Here is a 19,632-nt window from a genome sequence, read left to right as displayed (position 1 = left end):
ATGGTGCTTTTCGAGCAGCGCTCGACCCCCCTCCCACCTTGGCAGGTGGGGAATCTGTTGGGTACCTCTGCCTGGCCGTTACTTGCGGTAGACGATGCGCCCACGAGTGGTGTCGTAGGGGCTGATCTCCAGAACCACGCGGTCTCCCGGCAGAATGCGGATGTAGTGAATACGCATCTTGCCGCTGATGTAAGCCAGGATGTCGTGCCCGGTATCGAGCTTCACACGGAACGTGGTGTTCGGCAGCGCCTCTTCAACCACACCCTCAGCCCGCACAGTGTCGGACTCTTCCTTCTTACGCTTTTCCCGCTGTTCCGGCATCTTTCGTCTTGCCACGCAACCTCCAGGCCTGATACAAGCCAAACGTAAAGGTATCATGACCCCGAACCGCAGAGCAAGACAAGGCAGACAGTTGATCCACGCACGACCCTGCCCTTTCGTTTGTCCTGCTTTTCAGGACAGTGGTAGGCCGATCAACTTGTACGGCACACGGGCGCAGGCTCAAAAGACCTAGTCCAGATGCTCGACCGTTCCACGCACCACCAGGCCCTGCTCGCCCGCCCAGGTGGCGACGTCATCACCCCGAATGGCCGCGGCCATCAGTGCAGGAAAGTGGTCGGGCGTACATGCGAATGCTGGTATCTGCAGCTGTGCGTAGGCCCGCGCCACACGGTGGTCGTAGCTCGGTGAGCCGTCATCGGACAGGGCCAGCAGGGCAATCATGTTGACTCCGGCGTCCTTGAGGCTGCGGGCCCGCGCGAGCATCTCACGTTCGTTGCCGCCCTCGTACAGGTCAGAAATCAGCACCAGGATGGTCTGCTCGGGACGCTGGATGACACCCTGACAGTAGGCCAGTGCCCGATTGATGTCCGTTCCGCCACCCAGCTGAACGCCGTAAAGCAGGTCCACGGGATCTTCCAGGTGCTCGGAAAGGTCCACGACCTCGGTGTCGAAGGCCACCACCCGGGTTTCCACTGCCGGCAACGACGACAAGACCGCCCCGAAGACACCGGCATACACCACACTGGAGGCCATGCTGCCCGACTGATCCAGGCACAGCACGATGTCTCGCAGGCTGCGACGCTTGCGCCCCATGCCGATCAGGCGCTCGGGAATCACGGTAGTGCGGTCTGGCAGGTAGTTCTTCAGGTTGGCGCGGATGGTCCGGTCCCAGTCGATTTCGCTGGGGCGGGGCCTGAAGTTGCGCTGGGCGCGGCTCAGGCTGCCGCTGACGGCAGCGCGGGTGGGTTCCTCGAGGCGCCGGGTCAGATCGTCTACGACTTGCCGCACCACCCCACGGGCCGCGTCCTTGGCCGCCGCAGGCATCACCCCCTTCAGGCTGAGCAGCGTGCCCACCAGATGCACGTCCGGCTCCACGTATTCGAGCATTTCCGGCTCGAACAGCAGCCGGGTAAGGTCCAGGCGCTCGATGGCGTCCGCCTGCATCACCCGGACCACGCTGGTCGGGAAGAACTCCCGCAGGTCCGCCAGCCACCGTGCCACCTTGGGCGCGCTAGCTCCCAGGCCTGCACGCCGCGGACCGGTTTCGGCGTCGTACAGCCCACTGAGCGCCTGGTCCATGCGCCGATCCTCGATACTCAGCGCAGCACCTTCACCCCCCAGACCATCGGCGTCACCCCCACCCAGCACCAGACGCCAGCGCCGGCGGGCCTCGTCATTCATGCCTGTCATGAACCCACCCCCAGCATCCTGGCGACCACCGGCACGGCGCGCAGACCACGTTCCTCATTGAAGGCGTACTGCCCCGCCTGCCCCCGGCTGCCGTCATGGCGCAGGGCCTCACCGATGGCGCGCCGCTCGGCTTTCTCGAAACGGCTGAAGACCCGGCGCAGCAGCGGCAACACCTCCTGGAACACCGGCGCGTCCAGCCCGGTCAGCCAGCTGTCCAGCAGCGAGAGCAGGGCGCGGTCGTGGGTCAGCAGAATTCCGCTCTGGCCCAGAAATCCGTCAAGCCAGGCTGTCACCGCCTGCGGCGGCTGGGCCGGAGCCAGGGCCAGTTCCATGTACCGTCCGACCGTGAGCGTGTCCAGTTCGCCGCCGTCCCGAAGCCGCCGCACGGCGTCTCCCGCCAGCAGCGGTGGGATATCGTCCCGGGTAGTCAGTTCATGCAGGGCCGCGTACCACTCGCCCAGGGCCTCCGGGTCGTCGAGCAGGCGCACGGCCGCGTCGGCTCCCTGCACCTGGGTGCGCAACTCGGTGGCCGCGTCCTCGGCCAGACCGGTCGCAGCAGTGGGCAGGCCCACGCTGGCGCGGGTCAGCAGGGTGCGGAAGGTGCCGGTGGCTTTCAGATCACCGGTCACCCGGCCCCGGACGTCGCCGTAGCGGGCCAGCCGGGCCAGGGGCGGCAGCGCCGACAGCATGTCCCCTACATCCGCGCTGAGTGCCGCGCGGGCATCCAGGGCCGACAATGCCGGAGTCAGCGCCCCCGGGAGGTCGGCGTACCGGATCGCTTCCAGCAAAGCAGTCAGGTCACCCAGGGTGCCTGCCTCCCGGGCGCGGTTCATGGCGTGGGAGGTCGCGGCCGACTCCACCGTCTGGCCCCAGCGGCTGGCCTCGACCAGCCGGACACTGAATTCCGGGGCCCAGGCCAGCGCCCAGGCCTCCTTGAAGGTGCCGCGCCCGCCGCTGTAGCGCGCCTGGGCCCACGGCACCCCCAGCAGGTTCAGGCGGTGAAACAGCGCGCTGCGGGCCAGATCGTGATCCTCGCGCAGGTCCAGCGTCAGGTCCAGGGGGTCCGGCTGCACCTTCAGCCGCAGCCGCTTCTGTTGCCGGGCCAGGTCCTGAGCCAGAGGCACGCTCGGTGTGTCTTCCGGGACCCGGCCCAGGGTCTCCCCCACCACCAGTTGCCGCTCGATCAGGCGCAGGGGCAGGTCACTGTCCCAGCCAAAGACACTCAGGGCCGCCTCGTTCAGCTCGTCCAATCCCGGAAGACGCCGGCCACGCAGCGCCGCCAGGGTACCGGCCAGCCGGGTGGCCTCGATCACGCTGGCGCTGCTGGCGTCCAGCCGCTCGGCGCGCAGCAGCCGGGCCACCCGGGCGAACCAGCGTTCGGTCACGTGTTCGGGGGTCGTAAACAGATGATGGTAATAGCCGGGGGACCGCACACCGGCGCCGTAGCCACTGTGCACCGAAAGCCTCCCGTGGGTCCAGGGTACCCAGGTCAGGTTGACTTTGACCTTGGGCAGGCCCCTGAGCAGCGCGGCGTCGTCCTTCGCCCGGAAGCCCCCCAGGTCCAGGGCCGGAGCATGCCAGGCCCCGCACACCACTGCCACCCTCTGGAAGCCTTCCTTGTGAGCCGCGCGCAGGGTCTGGCGCATGAACGCCTCGCGCTGCGCTTCTGTCCCCGAGGCGGGCGGGGCGTCCCCCCGGACAGCCTGCATGGCTTCCAGAACGGCCCCGAAAACCTCAAAATCATCGCCGCGAGCCTCTACGAGTGTTTCCCACCAACGCTCGAAATCGGAATGGCCGGCCGCCTCGGCCAGCAGGCGCAGCGGGTCGGTGTGCAGGTCATCCCCGGTGTCCGGCGTTTTCTCCTGGGCCAGAGTCGCGCTGGCGGGCAGGTCCATGAAACGTGCGGTGACACCGGCGGCGGCGGCCCAGCGAAACGCCACGAATTCCGGGCTGAACGAAGCAAAGGGCCAGAACGAGGCTCTGGACGGGTCGTCGGCGACGTAGCCCAGCAGAGCCACGGGAGGCTGCAGGTCGGAGCGGGTCAGGAAAGGCAGTACCGGATCGGCGTCTGCCGGGCCCTCGACCAGGAACAGATCCGGCTGAAGATGGTTCAGGGCATGTTCCAGGCTGCGTGCACTGCCGGGCCCGTGATGCCGGATGGGAAACAGGGAGATCTCACTCATGCGCCGTACTCAGCTCACTGCCCTGCACGCCTTGTAAAACGCCTTCCAGTCGTCACGCTTGCGGGCCACCGTCTCCAGGTACTCGCGCCAGATCACGCCGTCCTGTACCGGGTCCTTGATCACCGCACCGACGAGGCTCGCGGCCGTGTCGTGTGCTCCAAGCTCCCCGTTGCCGAAGTGTGCCGCGAGGCTCAGTCCCTGGTTAACCACACTGATCGCCTCAGCGGTGCTGAGGCTGCCACTGGGGCTCTTGAGTTTGGTCTTGCCGTCCTCGGTGACCCCGGCACGCAGTTCGCGGAAGACAGTCACGATGCGCCGCACTTCCTCCAGTGCGGGAGGGGCAGCTGGAATTTCCAGGGCTGCCGCCAGCTGGGTCACGCGCTGAACCACGATGCTCACCTCATCGTCCAGGCTGTCCGGTACCGGCAGCACTACCGTATTGAAACGGCGCTTCAGGGCGCTGGACAGGTCGTTGACACCCTTGTCGCGGTTGTTGGCGGTGGCAATCAGGTTGAAGCCTCTCACCGCCTGCACCTCGGTGTTCAGTTCCGGCACTGGCAGGGTCTTTTCCGACAGCACCGTGATCAGGGTGTCCTGCACGTCGCTCTGGACGCGGGTCAGTTCCTCCAGCCGGGCAATTTTTCCGTCCCGCATGGCACGCAGGATGGGACTTTCCACCAGTGCAGCCGGGCTGGGGCCCTCGGCCAGCAGGCGCGCGTAGTTCCAGCCGTAGCGGATGCTTTCCTCGCTGGTGCCAGCGGTGCCCTGAACCAGCAGGGTGCTGTCGCCGGAAATCGCTGCCGCCAGGTGCTCGCTGACCCAGCTTTTGGCGGTGCCCGGCACCCCGATCAGCAGCAGGGCCCGGTCGGTGGCCAGGGTAGCCACGGCAATTTCCATCAGCCGCCGCTCGCCGATGTATTTGGGCGAAATTGGGGTACCGTCGCCTGAGCGTCCACCCAGCAGATAGGTCAGGACTGCCTGGGGGCTGAGGTTCCAGCAGGGTGGACGTGGCCGGTCGTCGTGTGCGGCGAGTGCGGCCAGCTCATGGGCATAGGCCTGTTCGGCATGCTGACGCTGGACGTCGGGGCGGGCCTGGATCTGGTCGGCGTGGGTCATGACGTGGCTCCTTGCTGAAAGTCAGCGTGCATCTGCGCGCGCAGGCTGAGGGTGCCCAGCAGCTGACCCAGCGCCCGGTGGGCAAACTCCAGGGCAGCATCGGACAGGGGCTCGGGTGAGGGCGTGGTGGGGTCGGCACGCAACGAAGTCAGGGCATGCAGCCGCTGCCAGGACGCGTCCCAGGCGGAGTACGAGGTCATATTGTCCAGTCGGTCACGCAGCGTCTGCACGACGTCCCGGCTGAGGTCAGCCGGCCAGGGACTGGGCAGCACTTCAAGGAGGTGCTGCGCTTCGTCCGCCTGCCGGGTCGCCAGCACCTGCCTGAGCTGGGCGTACAGTGCGGCCACCGGACCCAGGCGCAGCAAGCCGGCTTCCCGTGGAAAGTGGGGCAGCAGGGCCTGTGCGCAGGAAGCATGCCGGGTCACCACCGTGCGGGCCGCCAGGGCGTCCAGCGCATCCACCTGAGCGGCCAGCGCCACAAGCTGCGCGGGTGACAGGTCCAGCATGTCCAGCAGAGCCTGTGGATGGGCCGCACCTACTAAAACGCGCAGCAGCGACACGCCAGTGTGGCCGTCCCGCCGGTCCGGGTCGAGGAGCCCGTCACGCTTCAGGTCCGGGTCTGGCGTGGGTGGGAGGGGCAAAGCCACGTCCTCTCCCGCCGCCAGACGCACGCCCAGGCCATCCGGCAGCACCGCCTGGGCCCGCGCCGCATAGCGGAGGTTGAGGGCACTGCCTGGCCAGGAGCGCACCACCTCACGGGCCAGATGAGCCACCTCGGTGCTGCGGTCGTTCAGGGCCTCTTCCAGCAGAGGTTCGAGCACGGCGTCCTCTGGGCCCAGGGTGTCGAGCAGGGCCAACAGCAGGCGCCGGCGGGTCCCGACCCGCTCTGCAGCGAAGTGAAGGCGCAGCAGTTCGCGCGCTGCTTGCGGGTCTCTGGCACGCCACGAGCGAAACATGCCCTCACGGCCGGTCTCGCTGGCTTCTTCCCAGGCCTCCGGCTCCGGGCCTGAGGCCGCCTCCCCTCCAGAGAAAAAGCGCCAGTCGGGATTGAATGCACAGAGCCACACGCCGCGCTCGCCCAGCACCGGACGCAGCTGTTCACGCAGGCTGGTGTCATGCCGGGCCAGATCCAGCAGCTCAGGCAGCGAGTCCGGTGGCACGTGCCAGCCGGCGGCGGCACAGAGTTGCAGCCATTCCGGCAGCAGGGGAGTACCAAGGACCAGCGGCAGGTGCCGGGCCGCGCACGGTGGGGCTTCGGGTTGAGGCTCCTGGGGAGCCGCGACCGGCAGCGCAGCGGCAGCGCGGTCCGGAGCCCGTCCGGCCTGCCGGACGCTGGCCGCCAGCGAGGCACGCGAGAGCAGCACCTGTTCCGGGGTGCCCGCAAGAGCGTTCAGCAGATCCGCCAGGGGTGGGTCCTCGTGGACCGGCAGGGCCGCGCGTGAAGTTCCCACCAGGGCACAGGCCAGCAGGGCGTGAAAATCGTTCATGACGGCTCCCGGCGCCGCAGCGGCGTGACTCCCGACGGGCCCCGCAGGCTGAGCGGCAGAAAGCCTAGGCCGTCCCACTCTCCAAAAACCGTCACCGGCCCACCGGCACTGCGGGCGAGCAGCCCCAGCAGCAGGCGCTCGTCACCGGCCAGCGGCAGGGCGTGTCCGGCTTCATCCACAACCTGCCAGCCCGGCAGCAGCCAGACGGGGCCCAGCAGATGGACCGTGCGTTCGCGCCAGGGATTTCGCGCCAGAGCCTGGGCATGGGTGTCGAGCAGGGCCTCCAGGGTGACCCCCGTCAAGGCGCCCAACGGCGCAGCGCTCCGGACTTCGCCCCGGATCACAGCCCGCTGAGGAGCCGCAGAGGGAGCAAAACTGACCTCGGCCTCTATGCTCTGCCCGACCGGGAGCCCGGGCAACAGGGCACGTCCCGCTGCGGCAAAGTCCAGCAGCAGAGCGTCCTGTCCGCCGCAGCGCAGCCAGGTGCGGCGGGTGGTCAGGTCATCCTCGCTGAGCGTGATCTGCCCGAGCACATCCCAGCGCGCCGCTTGCGCCGCCGGCAGGTCAGCCTGATTCAGGGGGAATCCCAGAGCCGCGCGCAGGTCAGCCTGCTGTTCCGCTTCCAGCTTCTCGCGGCGTGCCCAGGCTTCGCATAACAGGTGCAGCTGCGCCAGATGGGCCAGCAGCGCGGCCGGATCACCCAGCAGTTCGGGGATACGGCGGGTCTGCCGGGCGGCGCCTGGGACCTGGGCGTCCACCAGCCGGGCGGCCTGGGTGTCCCAGTCGGTATAGGGGCGGGCGGCGGCATGGGCCAGACCGTCACGCACCAGATCCTGCAAGAACATATCCAGACCGGCCAGCCCGCCCGAGACTTTTCGTTCACGGGCGGCGCGGCGCCTGGCCCATGCGGCGGGGTCCACGTCCTTTGTGGCAACCGCAGCCTCCTGATCCACTTTCTGAACGGCGCGCTGCTGGCGGCCCTGCAGCCAGGCCTGGATGCTTTCGGGGGAAACTCCGGCACCGAAGCTGCCGGCGTGAGACACAGACAACAGCATCAGCGCCAGGGCGTGCTTGCAGGGAAATTTCCGGCTGGGGCAACTGCATTTGCTCGCATACCCGTCAAGGTCTACAGCTGTCAGATAAGGAGTCTTGCCGCTTCCCTGGCAATGGCCCCAAAGCACACCACCGGGCGCGTTGAGGACCGGCCAACGGGTGGGTGTGGCCAGACTTCGCGCGCTGGAGGCACTGCCGCCATCGGGCGCCAAAGCAAAAATACTGTCAGGAGTCAGAGCCATCGTTTAAACCTCTGGGGATATTACGCTTTAAACGTAATTGTAGCAGAGTCACACTGTGCCCGCAATCGCAGATGTGGAGTCTGCCGGCGCTCCACGAAAAAGGTTGCAGGAGGCCCATATCAACCGGGCCTCCTGCAACCTGATACGGGAGCTATTCGGTGTTCTGCATTCCTTTCAGAATCCGGTCGTAGACCTCGTCCAGGCTCCCCACACCATTGACCGTATACAGCTGGCCGCGCCCGGCGTAGTAATCGATCAGCGGCTGCGTCTGTTCCCGGTACACCTGCTGACGCCGGCGGGCCGTCTCTTCATTGTCGTCGCTGCGCACGGCCTCTCCGCGTGCCTGGGCCTGCTGCCCACGCTCGACGATCCGGTCGATCAGGACCTGATCCGGCACTTCCAGCAACGGGACTGCGGTCACGGGAGCCCCCAGGTCCTCAAGCAACGAGTCCAGCGCTTCAGCCTGCGCGCCAGTGCGCGGAAAGCCATCAAAGATCACGCGCACCGGTGACATCCCCGCCAGCTTGTCGCGAATCAGCGCAATCAGAATGTCATCGGGAACGAGGTGTCCTGCATCCAGGATCGGTTTGACCTGCTGACCGAGCTCGGTGCCCCGCGCCACGTGCTCGCGCAGAATGTCTCCGGTACTGATCTTGCTCAGGACCTGCTCTGCGGCCAGACGTTCGGCCTGTGTGCCCTTGCCCGCACCAGGCGGGCCCAGAAAAATCACGACCTTATTTTCCGTTTGCGTCAAGTTAGCGCTCCTTTTTTCCTGGCTTCATGGCGTTCGCGGCGCGGGACTCCCGGTGGGTGCCGCCCCAGTTCGAATGCCTGCCCACACTCATGCCTCTACAGGCCAGAGGCGACTTTGGGCCCCGGCGCGGGGGTCGACTCCACGCACGCCTCCTGCAGGCCCCCGACAGTTGGTCTACAGCATAGGGCGTTCTGGCCGATTCCACACAATGCATGCTCAGATGTCCCCCGGGTGGTGACCCACAGCGCACAAAAAGCCGGGGCCTCCCGCACCCTGGCAGGAGGCCCCGAACAGCCTGTAAGGTCTAGTTGTTCAGGCGGCTGCGGATCCGGCCCTTGCTGATAAAGCCGTCGTAGCGCCGCACGGTGAGCTGCGCTTCCAGCTGCTTGAGGGTCTCAAGCGCGACCCCCACAATAATCAGCAGGCCCGTCCCCGAGAACTGAAACGTGGTGATGCCAGTGGCGCGCTGAACGACCTGCGGGAAGATCGTCAGGATCACCAGGAAGATCGCCCCCCACAGGCTCAGACGGCCACTGATACCACCCAGGAACTCGGCCGTGGGTACGCCAGGGCGGACGCCGGGAATAAACCCGCCCGCTTCACGTAACTGCTCCGCGATGCGCTTGGGGTCAAACTGCACGCTGTTGTACAGGTAAGTGAACCCGAAGATCAGCGCCGCTTCCAGGGCAATGTACAGCGGCGCACCGAACACCAGATTCGAGTTGATCCAGGCACTGACCTCCGGCGCCCGGGTCTCGGTGGCGCTGGCGACCAGGTTGGGCAGAATCAGCATGGCGCTGGCGAAAATCACTGGAATCACGCCGGCCTGGTTGACCTTGATGGGCAGCCAGGTGGCCTGCCCGGCTCCGCGTGCCTGCCCGGCTGCTCCACCCCGTGCCCGTGCGTAAGTTACGGGCACGCGGCGCTCGGCCTGGTAGATATATACGATGCCCGCGATGGTCGCGATGATGACGGCGATAAAGGCCAGCAGCGGCATCAACTGAACGGCGTCCGTGCGGAACAGTTCGGCCGTATTGGCGATCTCGGTCGGATACACCGCGATGATACCGGCGGTGATGATCAGGCTGATCCCGTTGCCGACCCCCACCTCGGTGATGCGCTCGCCGATCCACATGGTGAAGGCGATACCCGCGACCTGGGTCAGCACCATCACCAGAATGGTGAACAGGCCCGGCTCCCAGCCCACCGCAATGAACGACGGGTTGCTGTTGATGTACAGCGAGAAAAACAGAGCCTGCAAGGTCCCCAGACCAACTGCTGCATAACGGGTGAACTGGTTGATCTTCTTGCGACCTTCCTCACCCTCCTTGGAGAGCTTTTCCAGGGCGGGAATGGTGGTGGTCATCAACTGGATCACGATGCTGGCCGTGATATACGGCAGCACCCCCAGCGCAAAGATCGAGAACTGCGAAAGATTGCCGCCCGAGATCATGCTGATCAAGCCGAACAGGCCGCCCGAGTTCGCTTGACTCAGGGCGGCACTGTTCACGCCTGGGGTGGGAATAGCACTCCCCAGGCGATAGACGGCAAGCAGCAGCAGGGTGAAGACAATCTTCCGCCGAAGATCCGGAATCCGGAATGCGTCGCGGAAGGCGCGGAGCATTACTCCGCCTTCTGGGCGTCTTCGGTCTGGCGGGTCGGCAGGATGACCTTGCCCCCGGCAGCTTCCACAGCCTTGACGGCAGCGGCACTGGCGGCGTCCACATGCACGGTCACGGCGCGGGTCACTTCACCGGTGGCCAGCAGTTTGACCGGCCAGTTCTTGCGGCGGACCAGACCGGCCAGCATCAGGGCCTCGCGGTCAAAGGTGTCGCCTTCAAGTGCGCCCAGCTGGCCCAGTTTAATGACTTCGTAGGTGGTGCCAACATTGTTGAAACCACGCTTGGGCAGGCGGCTGATCAGGGTGCTGCGGCCACCTTCGAAGAAGCTGCCCTTGCCAGCGCCGCTGCGCGACTTCTGGCCCTTATGACCGCGCCCAGCGGTCTTGTCGGTGCCGCCGGGGCCACGACCGACGCGCTTGCGGTTCTTGCGGCTGCCCTCGGCGGGCTTGAGTTCGTGGAGCTTCACGCTTCCACCTCCAGCAGGTGCTTGACGGTGTTCACCATGCCACGGATGGCAGGGCTGTCCTGGACTTCACGGCTGTCACCGATCTTCTTGAGGCCCAGCGCCTTGACGGTGTCCACCTGACTCTGGGGACGGCCGATGACGCTGCGCTTGAGGGTAATTTTCACTGCGCGCCTCCAGTAACGGGCGCCGCCTCGGTGCCGCGCAGCGCGCGGACCTGCTTGGCGGTGCGGAGGTTTTTGAAACCGTCGAACACGGCGTAGGCCACGTTCACCTTGTTGCGGCTGCCCAGTTCTTTAGACAGCATGTTGGTGATCCCAGCCAGCTCGGCGATCGAGCGGGGCACGGTGCCCGCGATCACGCCGGTACCGGGGCCAGCAGGCTTGAGCAGCACACGGCTGGTGCTGTTCACGCCGACAATCTCGTGGGGGATGGTGCCGTTCTCGACCGGCACTTGAATCATATTCTTGCGGGCGATGCTCTTGGCCTTCTCGATGGCCACGGGCACTTCCTTGGCCTTGCCGATGCCCATGCCCACGCGGCCGTTGCGGTCGCCCAGGATCACCAGCGCGGCGAAACGGAAGCGGCGGCCACCCTGATAGGTTTTGCTGGTGCGGTTGACGAACAGCATCTTCTCTTCGAATTCGCTGGTCTCGCGCTCCACGTTGCGGTCGTTACGACGATTAAAAGTCAAGGCCACCCTCCCGCGCCGCGTCTGCGAGCGCCTTCACGCGTCCGTGATACTTGTACTGGCCGCGGTCGAACACCACCTGCTTGACACCCCTGGCGCTGGCAGCTTCGGCCAAGGCCTTGCCGACAGCAGCGGCAGTGTCGGTTTTGTTGCCGGACTTCACGACAGCGCTGGAAGCAGCGGCGAGCGTGGTGCCGTTCTTGTCATCGATGATCTGGGCGTAGATGTGCTTGCTGGAGCGGAATACGCTCAGGCGCGGGCGCTCGCCAGCGGCGATGCGAACCTTGCGGCGGGCGCGCAGCTTGCGGCGGATGGAGGTCTGGGCAGCCATTATTTCTTCCCTTTCCCGCCCGTGGCGCCGGCCTTACCGGCCTTCAGGGCGATCTGCTGACCAACGAAACGCACACCTTTGCCGTGGTAGGCGTCAGGCTTGCGAACTTCGCGGACGTTGGCGGCCACCTGGCCGACGAGCTGCTTGTCGATGCCGCTCACGTCGATCTTGGTGGGTTCGGGCACGGTGAAGGTCACGCCGGCGGGCGGATCGATCACCACAGGGTGGCTGTAGCCGATGGTCATTTCCAGGGCTTTGCCATTGAGCTTGGCGCGGTAACCGACGCCACGCAGTTCCAGGTTGATGGTGAAGCCGTCACTCACACCCTTGACGGCGTTGGCCACCAGGGTACGGGTCAGGCCGTGCAGGGCGCGGTGCTCCTGGCGGTCGCTGGGACGCTCGACCAGCAATTGGCCGTTGTCTTCACGGATGGTGAGATCAGGGTTGAAGGGAACGGTCAGTTCACCTTTGGGGCCCTTGACCCTGAACATGCCTTCCTGGGCGTTCACGGTCACGCCGCTGGGCACGGCGATGGGTTGTTTACCGATGCGGGACATAGTGTCTCCTTAAGTGTCGGCCGCTCAGAGGCAGGCCGTGGTCAGGACCGAAGCTGGAAAACCGGTTAGGGGGGCCGGATTACCAGAGAACGCAGATAACTTCGCCGCCGACGCCCAGCTTGCGGGCTTCGCGGTCGGGCAGCAGGCCTTTGCTGGTGGAGACCACCGCAACGCCCATGCCGCGCTGGATGCGGGGCAGGTTCTCGGCGCTCACGTAGGCGCGGCGGCCAGGACGGCTGATGCGCTCGATGTGCTTGATGACCTGCTCGCGCTTGGCGCCGTACTTGAGGGTCAGACGCAGCATGTCGGCCGGCGCGCCTTCGGGACGGGTGCGCTCGACGCCAGCCACGTAGCCTTCGGCCACGAGCAGGTTGGCGAGCTGCTCTTTGAAGTTGGAAGCCGGGACGTCCACGGTTTCCTTGTGGGTGCGCGTCGCGTTGCGGATGCGCGTGAGCATGTCGGCGATGGGATCACTCAGCATGGGTTTCCTCCGGGGGCATGTGCGCTTTGGACACAGAGGCCCCGGCGGGTGGCGCCTACAGCTGTCTGCTGAGGCGCACGTTTCTTCCCGTGGAATGTGGGTCTGCCGTTCCAGACGCTTCTTCTGTTGGGTCTTCTCCCGTGTGGACGATCACCGCTCAAATGGGAACGGTTCGTATCCAGTTGGGCCTGCACAGATCGCATGCCAGCCTCGCACAGGGTGCGGGGACTGGCGCACGAGAGTCTATCTTACCAGCTGCTCTTCTTCACGCCGGGCAGTTCGCCCTTGTGTGCCATCTCGCGGATGCAGATGCGGCACATGCCGAAGAAGCGGTAGTAACCGCGTGCGCGGCCACAACGGGAGCAGCGGCTGTAGTTCTGCACGGCAAATTTATGGCCGCGCGCCGCCTTGACAACTTTCGAGGTGTTCGCCATTTACCTGTTTCCTTACTTGCGGAAGGGGAGTCCCATCGCCTGGAGCAGCGCGCGGGCTTCCTCGTCGGTTTTCGCGGTGGTCACGATGGTGATGTCCATGCCACGCACCTTGTCGACCATATCATAGGTGATCTCAGGGAAGATCAGCTGCTCTTTGATGCCGAGGTTGTAGTTACCGCGGCCGTCAAAGGCATTGGGGTTGATCCCACGGAAGTCGCGGATACGCGGCAGGCCGATGTTGACCAGCTTCTCCAGGAACACGTACATGCGCTCGTTGCGCAGCGTGACCTTGACGCCCACGGGCATGCCCTGACGCAGCTTGAAGTTGCTGATGCTCTTCTTGGCCTTGGTGATGATGGGCTTTTGCAGGGTGATCAGGGCCAGCTCACGCGCAGCCTTGTCAATGGCCTTGCTGTCTTCCTTGCTGCTGCCGAGGCCTTCGTTGATCACGATCTTTTCGATGCGCGGCACGGCCATCACGCTGGAGTAGCCGAACTGCTGCATCAGGGCAGGGCGTACCTGCTCGTTGTACTTGGTCTTGAGGGTCTGCATGTTGCCTCTCTTCGAGCGGAAAGGGCCGCTCAGGTCAGGCATTGGGCGCCTGACCCTGAGTGTCAGTCGATAACTTTGCCGCTGGCGACCGCGACGCGCACTTTCTTACCGTCGACGATCTGCTTGCGGATACGGGTGGCCTTGCCGGTTTCGGGATCCACGATGGACACCTTGCTGGCGTGCAGCGCGCCTTCACGCTGCTCGATGCCGCCCTGGGGGTTGCTGGCGCTGGGCTTGACGTGCTTGGTGACCAGGTTCACGCCTTCCACGATGACCTTCTGGTCACGGGGCAGCGCGAGCAGAACCTTGCCCGACTTGCCTTTGTGCTTGCCGCTCAGGACGACAACAGTGTCACCCTTCTTGACGTGCAGCTTGTCGCTGTGGTGGCTTCCGGCGCTGGGACGGGGCATTACAGCACCTCCGGGGCCAGGGACACGATCTTCATAAAGCGGCGGTCACGCAGTTCACGGGCCACCGGTCCGAAGACGCGGGTACCACGGGGCTCGCCCTGGTTGTTGATGATGACGGCGGCGTTCTTGTCGAAACGGATGGTGCTGCCGTCGGCGCGCTTGATGGCGTGGCTGGTGCGCACGACCACGGCCTTGACCACGTCGCCGGCCTTCACGGTGCCGCGGGGAGCGGCGTCCTTGACGCTGGCCACGATGATGTCACCGACGTGGGCGTAGCGCTTGTTACCGCCACCACCGGTGGTCAGGCCCTTGCCGCCAATACCGCTGTTCAGCACGCGGATGCACATGATTTCGCGCGCACCGCTGTTGTCCGCCACGTCGAGGCGGGATTGAGGCATGATCATGCGTTACCCCCTTCAGTTTCCACGGCGGTGGTCTCGATGCCGCGGGGACGCTCAATCAGCTTGGTGACCTTCCAGGTCTTGGTCTTGCTGATGGGACGCACAGCCAGGATCTCGACGCGGTCACCGATCTTGAACTCGTTGTTCTCGTCGTGGGCCGCGTACTTGTGGCTGCGGGTCACAACCTTGCCGTACAGGGGGTGAGCGAAGCGGCGCTCCACCTTGACACTGACGGTCTTGTCGGCCTTGTCGCTCACGACGACGCCGGTGAAGGTCTTCTTCATTTCTGCTCTCCCGCGCGCAGCTGCTCACCGCGAATGGTGTTGAGCTGCGCGACTTCGCGGCGGAGTTGCGTGACGCGGTGCGGCTGGGCCAGGTTTCCCATGGCGGCCTGGAAGCGCAGCTCCATCAGTTCTTTCTTGCGGCTGTTGATTTCCTTCTGGAAATCCTCGGCCTTGAGTTGACGCATGTCACTGGGCTTCATCGTAGACCTCGCGCTTGACCATCTTGGTCTGGATGGGGAGCTTGTGGCCGGCCAGGCGGAAAGCTTCCTTGGCCTGTTCCTCGGTCACGCCAGCAACTTCGAACATCACGCGGCCGGGCTTGACGACACTCACCCAGAACTCCACGGCACCCTTCCCCTTACCCATTCGGGTCTCGGCGGGCTTCTTGGTCACCGGCTTGTCGGGGAAGATGCGGATGTAGATCTTCCCGCCACGGCGGAAGTGACGGCTCATGACGATACGGCAGGCCTCGATCTGGTTGCTACGGATCCAGGCGGGCTCCAGGGCAATCAGGCCGAAGTCACCGAAGGCCACATAGTCGCCGCCCTTGGCGTCGCCAGTCATACGGCCACGGTGCTGCTTACGGTACTTGGTGCGCTTCGGAAGAAGCATCATTCACCTCCGGCGCGGCGGCGCGCGGTGGGGCGGCGGCGGTTGGCGCGGTCGCCACCTTCGGGACGGCGCTCGTCGTTGCGGCGCTGGGGACGGGCGATGGTCTCGGTCCGGCCGCCGATAACCTCACCGGTAAAGACCATGACCTTGATGCCCAGGATGCCGTAGGTGGTGCGGGCCAGCGCAGTGCCGTAGTCGATGTCGGCGCGCAGGGTGTGCAGCGGCACACGGCCTTCGCGTACGGTCTCACGGCGAGCCTGCTCGGCACCGCCCAGACGGCCGCTCAGCACGACTTTGACGCCACGGGCACCGGACTCCATCACGCGCTGCGCCGCCTGCTTCATGGCGCGGCGGAACGCGAAGCGGCGCTCGATCTGCTCAGCGATACGCAGGGCGACCAGCGGAGCGCTGATGTTGGGGTTGGGAATCTCAGCGACGTTCACGGCAACAGTACCGGCGCTCACGAGACGCTCGATGTCAGCGCGCAGCTGCTTGATGCTGTCGCCGCCCTTACCGATCACGATGCCAGGCTTGGCCGCAGAGATGATGACGTTGACCTGCTGGCCAGCGCGCTCGATTTCCACCCGGGCAATGCCGGCAGCAGCCAGCTTCTTGTCCACGAGCTTGCGGATCTTCTCATCTTCCTTCAAGAGGCCGGCGTACTGCTTCTTGCCGGCGTACCAGCGGCTATTCCAGCCACGGGTAATGCCGAGGCGGAAGCCGTTCGGGTTAATCTTGTTGCCCATTAGCGTTTGCCCCCACGGGTTTCGGCGCGTTCGCCGACAATGATGGTGATGTGGCTGGTGCGCTTCTTGAGGATGTTGGCGCTGCCACGGGCCCGGGGGATCAGACGCTTGAGGGTCGGACCAGCGTCCACGTAGGCGGCGGTGATGACCAGGCGGTCTTCGAGCATCTCGTCGTTGTGCAGCGCGTTGTGCTTGGCGCTGTTGAGCACCTTGGCGACGGGCTCGGAGGCACTCTTGGGCAGAAAGCGCAGGATGTCCTCGGCGTCACGCACAGTCTTGCCGCGAATGACATCCACGACCAGACGCACCTTGCGGGGGCTCATACGCACGTACTTGGCGATGGCCTTGCCGGGCGTGCGCAGCTTGACCTGCTGCTTGCGCTGCTTCTTGTTGCGAAATTCAGGCGTGGGGGCGGTCATTTCTTCTTGCTCCCCTTGGCGTTCTTGTCCGCGCCGTGCCCGCGGTAGCTGCGGGTGGGGGAAAATTCACCAAGCTTGTGGCCGATCATCTGCTCGTTGACGAACACCGGCACGTGCTGCTTGCCGTTGTGCACGGCGATGGTGTGACCGATCATTTCCGGCACGATGGTTGAGCGGCGGCTCCACGTCTTGATGACGCGCTTGTCTTTACGCTCGTTCTGGGCGTCCACCTTCTTCAGGAGGTGATCATCCACGAACGGGCCTTTCTTGAGGCTGCGGGGCATGCTCTACCCTCCTTACTTCCCGCCGCGGCGGGTGACGATGAAACGGTCGCTGTTCTTGCGCTTGCGGCGGGTCTTGAGACCCTTGGCCAGCTGACCCCAGGGGCTGACAGGCTGACGGCCTGCGCCGGTACGGCCTTCACCACCGCCGTGGGGGTGATCTACGGGGTTCATGGCCGATCCACGCTGATGGGGCTTACGGCCGAGCCAGCGGCTGCGTCCGGCTTTACCGAGGTTGATGTTCTTGTGCTCGGCGTTGCCCACGGCACCGATGGTGGCGTAGCACTCGGTGTGGATGCGGCGCAGTTCGCCGCTGGGCAGGCGCACGATGACGTACTCGCTTTCCTTACCCTGGACCTGCACGCTGGTGCCGGCGCTGCGGGCGAGCTGGGCGCCCTTGCCGGGAACCAGTTCGAGGGCGTGCACAACCGCACCCACGGGGATAAAGCGCAGGGGCAGGGCGTTACCCAGCTTGGGCTCGGCTTCAGGACCGGTGTTGATGGTCGCGCCGACCTGCAGGCCTTCGGGAGCCAGGATGTAACGCTTCTCGCCGTCGGCGTAGTTGAGCAGGGCGATGCGGGCGCTGCGGTTGGGATCGTATTCGATCGCGGCCACGCGGGCGCTCACGCCACTCTTGTCACGGCGCTTGAAGTCGATGATGCGGTACAGGCGCTTGTGCCCGCCGCCGATAAAGCGGCTGGTGATGCGGCCACGGTTATTGCGTCCGCCGGTCTTGGGGAGCGCTTCAGTCAGGGCCTTCTCGGGGCGCTTCTTGGTCAGTCCGCTGAAGTCCGCAGTCGTCATCTGGCGACGGCTGGGGGTATAGGGACGGTATTTCTTGACGGCCATGTTTCAGATCTCCTTAGGCCTGGCCCTCGAGGGCAGCAATGGTCTGGCCCTCGGCGAGGCGCACGATGGCCTTCTTGCGATCTGCACGCTGTCCGATAAAACGGCCCACGCGCTTGCGCTTGCCACGGACGTTCATGGTGCTGATGCCCACCACGGTCACGTCGAACGCCTTCTGGATAGCGCTCTTGATGTCCGTCTTGGTTGCGTTCGGGCTGACCCAGAAGGAGTACACGCCGCGTTCCATGCCGGCGTAGGCCTTCTCACTGATCACGGGCTTCTGGATGATGTCGTAGTGGCTCATTGCTCCACTCCTTCCTCTTGCGACTCGTCCTGCGCGGGCTCCAGGGCGACGGCGTCGATCACCAGGCGGTCATGACGCAGGATGTCGTAGGCGTTGAGACCGGCGACAGGCAGCACAGTCGCCCAGGCGACGTTGCGCGCACCCTGGCGGGTTTGGGCGTCGTCGGTGACGATCAGCACACGCTCGCTGCCGTCCAGGCCGTTCTGCGCAGCCCAGGAGACGAAGCTCTTGGTCTTGCCGTCGAGGTCAAAGCCGTCCACCGCGATCAGCTTGCCGCTGTCCTGACGGTCGGCCAGGGCCATGGCCAGGCCCAGCTGACGGACCTTGCGGGGCAGGGTGTAGCCGTAGCTGCGGGGCTTGGGGCCGAAGGCCACGCCACCGCCCACGAAGGTGGGAACGCTGCGGTCGCCGTGACGGGCATTACCGGTGCCCTTCTGGCTGTACATCTTCTTGCCGGACTTGCTGACCTGCGCGCGAGTCTTGGTGCTGGCCGTGCCACGGCGGCGGCTGGCCAGCTGCCAGGTCACCACGTCGTGCAGGATGGCCGTGTTCACTTCCGGCAGTTCGAGGTCGATGGTGCGCCCCCCGTTCTTACCGATGACGTTGATCTGCGCCATGTCTTACTTGCCTCCCTTGGCAGCCTGGCGCAGCACGACAAGACCGCCGTTGGCGCCGGGAATCGCTCCCTTGACGAGAATCAGGTTCTCGTCGGCGCGAACTTCCACCACTTCCAGGTTCTGGACGGTAATGCGGTCCATGCCCATGTGGCCGGCCATGCGCTTGCCTTTGTACACGCGGCCGGGCGTCTTGCGCTGGCCGATCGAACCGGGGCGGCGGTGCCACTTCTTGGAGCCGTGGCTCGCGGGGCCACCCTTGAAGTTCCAGCGCTTCATAACGCCCTGGAAGCCCTTACCCTTGCTGGTACCGGTCGCGTCGATCTTCTCGCCTTCAGCGAAGATGTCCACACTGACGGTGTCGCTGTCAGGGTTGAAGTTCCGGAACTCGCGCAGAAAACGCACGGGCGAGACGCCGTACTTCTTGAAGTGCCCGGCGGCGGGACGGTTCACGCGCTTCTCGCTCTTGGGCGCGAAGCCGATCTGTACGGCCTCGTAGCCGTCGGTCACGGAGGTCTTGCGCTGCACGACAGGGCAGGGACCCGCCAGCACGACCGTCACGGGAACGGCGCGGTCGCCCTTCCAGATCTGGGTCATGCCGACCTTGGTGCCGAGGATGCCCTTCATGCGCGGCCTCCCACCGTCTTGATCTCGATGTCCACACCGGTGGGCAGGTCGAGGGTCATCAGGCTGTCAATCGTCTTCTTGGTGGGATTCATGATATCCACCAGACGGTTGTGGGTGCGGATCTCGAAGTGCTCGCGGGCGTCCTTGTACTTGAAGGGGCTGCGCAGCACGCAGAAGCGGCGGATGCGGGTGGGGAGCGGCACGGGGCCACTCACGTCCGCCCCGGTGCGCCGGACCGTGTCCACGATCTTGCTCGCGGACTGGTCCAGGGCCTTGTGGTCAAAGCCACGCAGTTTGATACGAATTTTCGGGGCAACCATGTTCTATTACTCCAGGACCTTGGAGACGACGCCGGCGCCGACGGTACGGCCACCTTCGCGGATGGCGAAGCGCAGACCTTCTTCCATGGCGATGGGCTTGATCAGGTCGA

Annotated in this window: 30 protein-coding genes; all 30 read right to left on the bottom strand. The window is 65.3% G+C overall.

What is annotated here, in order from left to right; all coding sequences use genetic code 11:
- Window positions 1-78: 78 nt before the first annotated feature.
- Window positions 79-321: a translation initiation factor IF-1 gene (gene infA, locus IEY49_RS19460; protein ID WP_012693978.1), complete on the bottom strand. Its 243-nt coding sequence runs from the start codon at window positions 319-321 to the stop codon at window positions 79-81.
- Between the two features lie 189 nt (window positions 322-510).
- Window positions 511-1,692: a VWA domain-containing protein gene (locus IEY49_RS19455; RefSeq protein ID WP_308424680.1), complete on the bottom strand. Its 1,182-nt coding sequence runs from the start codon at window positions 1,690-1,692 to the stop codon at window positions 511-513.
- Window positions 1,689-3,875 (bottom strand): DUF5682 family protein, encoded by a 2,187-nt coding sequence (locus IEY49_RS19450; protein ID WP_189011807.1) that lies wholly within the window; start codon window positions 3,873-3,875, stop codon window positions 1,689-1,691. Before IEY49_RS19450 ends, IEY49_RS19455 begins: the two co-directional genes overlap by 4 nt.
- A 9-nt stretch (window positions 3,876-3,884) precedes the next feature.
- Window positions 3,885-4,991 (bottom strand): ATP-binding protein, encoded by a 1,107-nt coding sequence (locus IEY49_RS19445; protein ID WP_189011805.1) that lies wholly within the window; start codon window positions 4,989-4,991, stop codon window positions 3,885-3,887.
- A complete protein-coding gene (locus IEY49_RS19440) occupies window positions 4,988-6,478 on the bottom strand; it encodes a DUF5691 domain-containing protein (protein WP_189011803.1) in 1,491 nt (496 codons plus the stop codon). Before IEY49_RS19440 ends, IEY49_RS19445 begins: the two co-directional genes overlap by 4 nt.
- Entirely contained in the window at window positions 6,475-7,773 is a 1,299-nt protein-coding gene (locus tag IEY49_RS19435) for an SWIM zinc finger family protein (protein WP_189011801.1), read from the bottom strand. Before IEY49_RS19435 ends, IEY49_RS19440 begins: the two co-directional genes overlap by 4 nt.
- Window positions 7,774-7,924: 151 nt before the next feature.
- Window positions 7,925-8,527 carry an adenylate kinase gene (locus IEY49_RS19430; RefSeq protein ID WP_189011799.1) on the bottom strand — a complete coding sequence of 201 codons (603 nt, stop codon included), beginning with the start codon at window positions 8,525-8,527 and terminating at the stop codon, window positions 7,925-7,927.
- 304 nt (window positions 8,528-8,831) lie between these two features.
- A complete protein-coding gene (secY, locus tag IEY49_RS19425; RefSeq protein WP_189011797.1) occupies window positions 8,832-10,151 on the bottom strand; it encodes a preprotein translocase subunit SecY in 1,320 nt (439 codons plus the stop codon).
- The gene (rplO, locus tag IEY49_RS19420) at window positions 10,151-10,615 is read right to left on the bottom strand and encodes a 50S ribosomal protein L15 (RefSeq protein ID WP_189011796.1); all 465 of its coding nucleotides are present in this window, start codon (window positions 10,613-10,615) and stop codon (window positions 10,151-10,153) included. Before rplO ends, secY begins: the two co-directional genes overlap by 1 nt.
- The gene (rpmD, locus tag IEY49_RS19415) at window positions 10,612-10,779 is read right to left on the bottom strand and encodes a 50S ribosomal protein L30 (RefSeq protein ID WP_189011795.1); all 168 of its coding nucleotides are present in this window, start codon (window positions 10,777-10,779) and stop codon (window positions 10,612-10,614) included. The genes rplO and rpmD overlap by 4 nt, the downstream gene beginning before the upstream one ends.
- Window positions 10,776-11,306, bottom strand: coding sequence for a 30S ribosomal protein S5 (gene rpsE / locus IEY49_RS19410; protein ID WP_189011794.1), 531 nt, complete (start codon window positions 11,304-11,306; stop codon window positions 10,776-10,778). Before rpsE ends, rpmD begins: the two co-directional genes overlap by 4 nt.
- A complete protein-coding gene (gene rplR / locus IEY49_RS19405) occupies window positions 11,296-11,634 on the bottom strand; it encodes a 50S ribosomal protein L18 (protein WP_189011793.1) in 339 nt (112 codons plus the stop codon). The genes rpsE and rplR overlap by 11 nt, the downstream gene beginning before the upstream one ends.
- Window positions 11,634-12,191, bottom strand: a complete 558-nt coding sequence (rplF, locus tag IEY49_RS19400) for a 50S ribosomal protein L6 (protein WP_189011792.1) — start codon at window positions 12,189-12,191, stop codon at window positions 11,634-11,636. Before rplF ends, rplR begins: the two co-directional genes overlap by 1 nt.
- Before the next feature lie 79 nt (window positions 12,192-12,270).
- Complete coding sequence (rpsH, locus tag IEY49_RS19395; RefSeq protein ID WP_189011791.1) at window positions 12,271-12,672, bottom strand: 30S ribosomal protein S8; 402 nt, start codon at window positions 12,670-12,672, stop codon at window positions 12,271-12,273.
- Between the two features lie 248 nt (window positions 12,673-12,920).
- Entirely contained in the window at window positions 12,921-13,106 is a 186-nt protein-coding gene (locus IEY49_RS19390) for a type Z 30S ribosomal protein S14 (RefSeq protein WP_012693992.1), read from the bottom strand.
- Window positions 13,107-13,118: 12 nt separating this feature from the next.
- A complete protein-coding gene (gene rplE, locus IEY49_RS19385; protein ID WP_189011790.1) occupies window positions 13,119-13,658 on the bottom strand; it encodes a 50S ribosomal protein L5 in 540 nt (179 codons plus the stop codon).
- Window positions 13,659-13,720: 62 nt separating this feature from the next.
- Window positions 13,721-14,068: a 50S ribosomal protein L24 gene (gene rplX / locus IEY49_RS19380; protein ID WP_444542418.1), complete on the bottom strand. Its 348-nt coding sequence runs from the start codon at window positions 14,066-14,068 to the stop codon at window positions 13,721-13,723.
- Complete coding sequence (gene rplN / locus IEY49_RS19375) at window positions 14,068-14,472, bottom strand: 50S ribosomal protein L14 (protein WP_022800312.1); 405 nt, start codon at window positions 14,470-14,472, stop codon at window positions 14,068-14,070. The genes rplX and rplN overlap by 1 nt, the downstream gene beginning before the upstream one ends.
- Window positions 14,469-14,753: a 30S ribosomal protein S17 gene (rpsQ, locus tag IEY49_RS19370; RefSeq protein WP_012693996.1), complete on the bottom strand. Its 285-nt coding sequence runs from the start codon at window positions 14,751-14,753 to the stop codon at window positions 14,469-14,471. The genes rplN and rpsQ overlap by 4 nt, the downstream gene beginning before the upstream one ends.
- Window positions 14,750-14,953, bottom strand: a complete 204-nt coding sequence (rpmC, locus tag IEY49_RS19365; protein WP_189011788.1) for a 50S ribosomal protein L29 — start codon at window positions 14,951-14,953, stop codon at window positions 14,750-14,752. The genes rpsQ and rpmC overlap by 4 nt, the downstream gene beginning before the upstream one ends.
- Window positions 14,940-15,365, bottom strand: coding sequence for a 50S ribosomal protein L16 (rplP, locus tag IEY49_RS19360; protein ID WP_189011832.1), 426 nt, complete (start codon window positions 15,363-15,365; stop codon window positions 14,940-14,942). Before rplP ends, rpmC begins: the two co-directional genes overlap by 14 nt.
- Window positions 15,365-16,111, bottom strand: coding sequence for a 30S ribosomal protein S3 (rpsC, locus tag IEY49_RS19355; RefSeq protein WP_189011786.1), 747 nt, complete (start codon window positions 16,109-16,111; stop codon window positions 15,365-15,367). The genes rplP and rpsC overlap by 1 nt, the downstream gene beginning before the upstream one ends.
- Window positions 16,111-16,530 carry a 50S ribosomal protein L22 gene (gene rplV, locus IEY49_RS19350; protein ID WP_189011784.1) on the bottom strand — a complete coding sequence of 140 codons (420 nt, stop codon included), beginning with the start codon at window positions 16,528-16,530 and terminating at the stop codon, window positions 16,111-16,113. The genes rpsC and rplV overlap by 1 nt, the downstream gene beginning before the upstream one ends.
- Complete coding sequence (rpsS, locus tag IEY49_RS19345) at window positions 16,527-16,814, bottom strand: 30S ribosomal protein S19 (RefSeq protein ID WP_012694001.1); 288 nt, start codon at window positions 16,812-16,814, stop codon at window positions 16,527-16,529. The genes rplV and rpsS overlap by 4 nt, the downstream gene beginning before the upstream one ends.
- Window positions 16,815-16,826: 12 nt before the next feature.
- A complete protein-coding gene (rplB, locus tag IEY49_RS19340) occupies window positions 16,827-17,660 on the bottom strand; it encodes a 50S ribosomal protein L2 (protein WP_189011783.1) in 834 nt (277 codons plus the stop codon).
- A gap of 13 nt (window positions 17,661-17,673) precedes the next feature.
- Window positions 17,674-17,961 carry a 50S ribosomal protein L23 gene (locus IEY49_RS19335; protein ID WP_189011781.1) on the bottom strand — a complete coding sequence of 96 codons (288 nt, stop codon included), beginning with the start codon at window positions 17,959-17,961 and terminating at the stop codon, window positions 17,674-17,676.
- Window positions 17,958-18,578, bottom strand: a complete 621-nt coding sequence (gene rplD, locus IEY49_RS19330; RefSeq protein WP_189011779.1) for a 50S ribosomal protein L4 — start codon at window positions 18,576-18,578, stop codon at window positions 17,958-17,960. The genes IEY49_RS19335 and rplD overlap by 4 nt, the downstream gene beginning before the upstream one ends.
- 3 nt (window positions 18,579-18,581) lie before the next feature.
- Window positions 18,582-19,202: a 50S ribosomal protein L3 gene (rplC, locus tag IEY49_RS19325; RefSeq protein WP_189011777.1), complete on the bottom strand. Its 621-nt coding sequence runs from the start codon at window positions 19,200-19,202 to the stop codon at window positions 18,582-18,584.
- The gene (gene rpsJ / locus IEY49_RS19320; protein ID WP_012694006.1) at window positions 19,199-19,522 is read right to left on the bottom strand and encodes a 30S ribosomal protein S10; all 324 of its coding nucleotides are present in this window, start codon (window positions 19,520-19,522) and stop codon (window positions 19,199-19,201) included. The genes rplC and rpsJ overlap by 4 nt, the downstream gene beginning before the upstream one ends.
- 6 nt (window positions 19,523-19,528) lie before the next feature.
- On the bottom strand, window positions 19,529-19,632 hold a 104-nt coding region (locus tag IEY49_RS19315), incomplete at its 5' end, for an EF-Tu C-terminal domain-related protein (RefSeq protein WP_189007335.1).

This window comes from Deinococcus malanensis (assembly GCF_014647655.1).
GTDB lineage: Bacteria > Deinococcota > Deinococci > Deinococcales > Deinococcaceae > Deinococcus > Deinococcus malanensis.
This window is presented reverse-complemented; position numbering and strand designations above follow the sequence as displayed.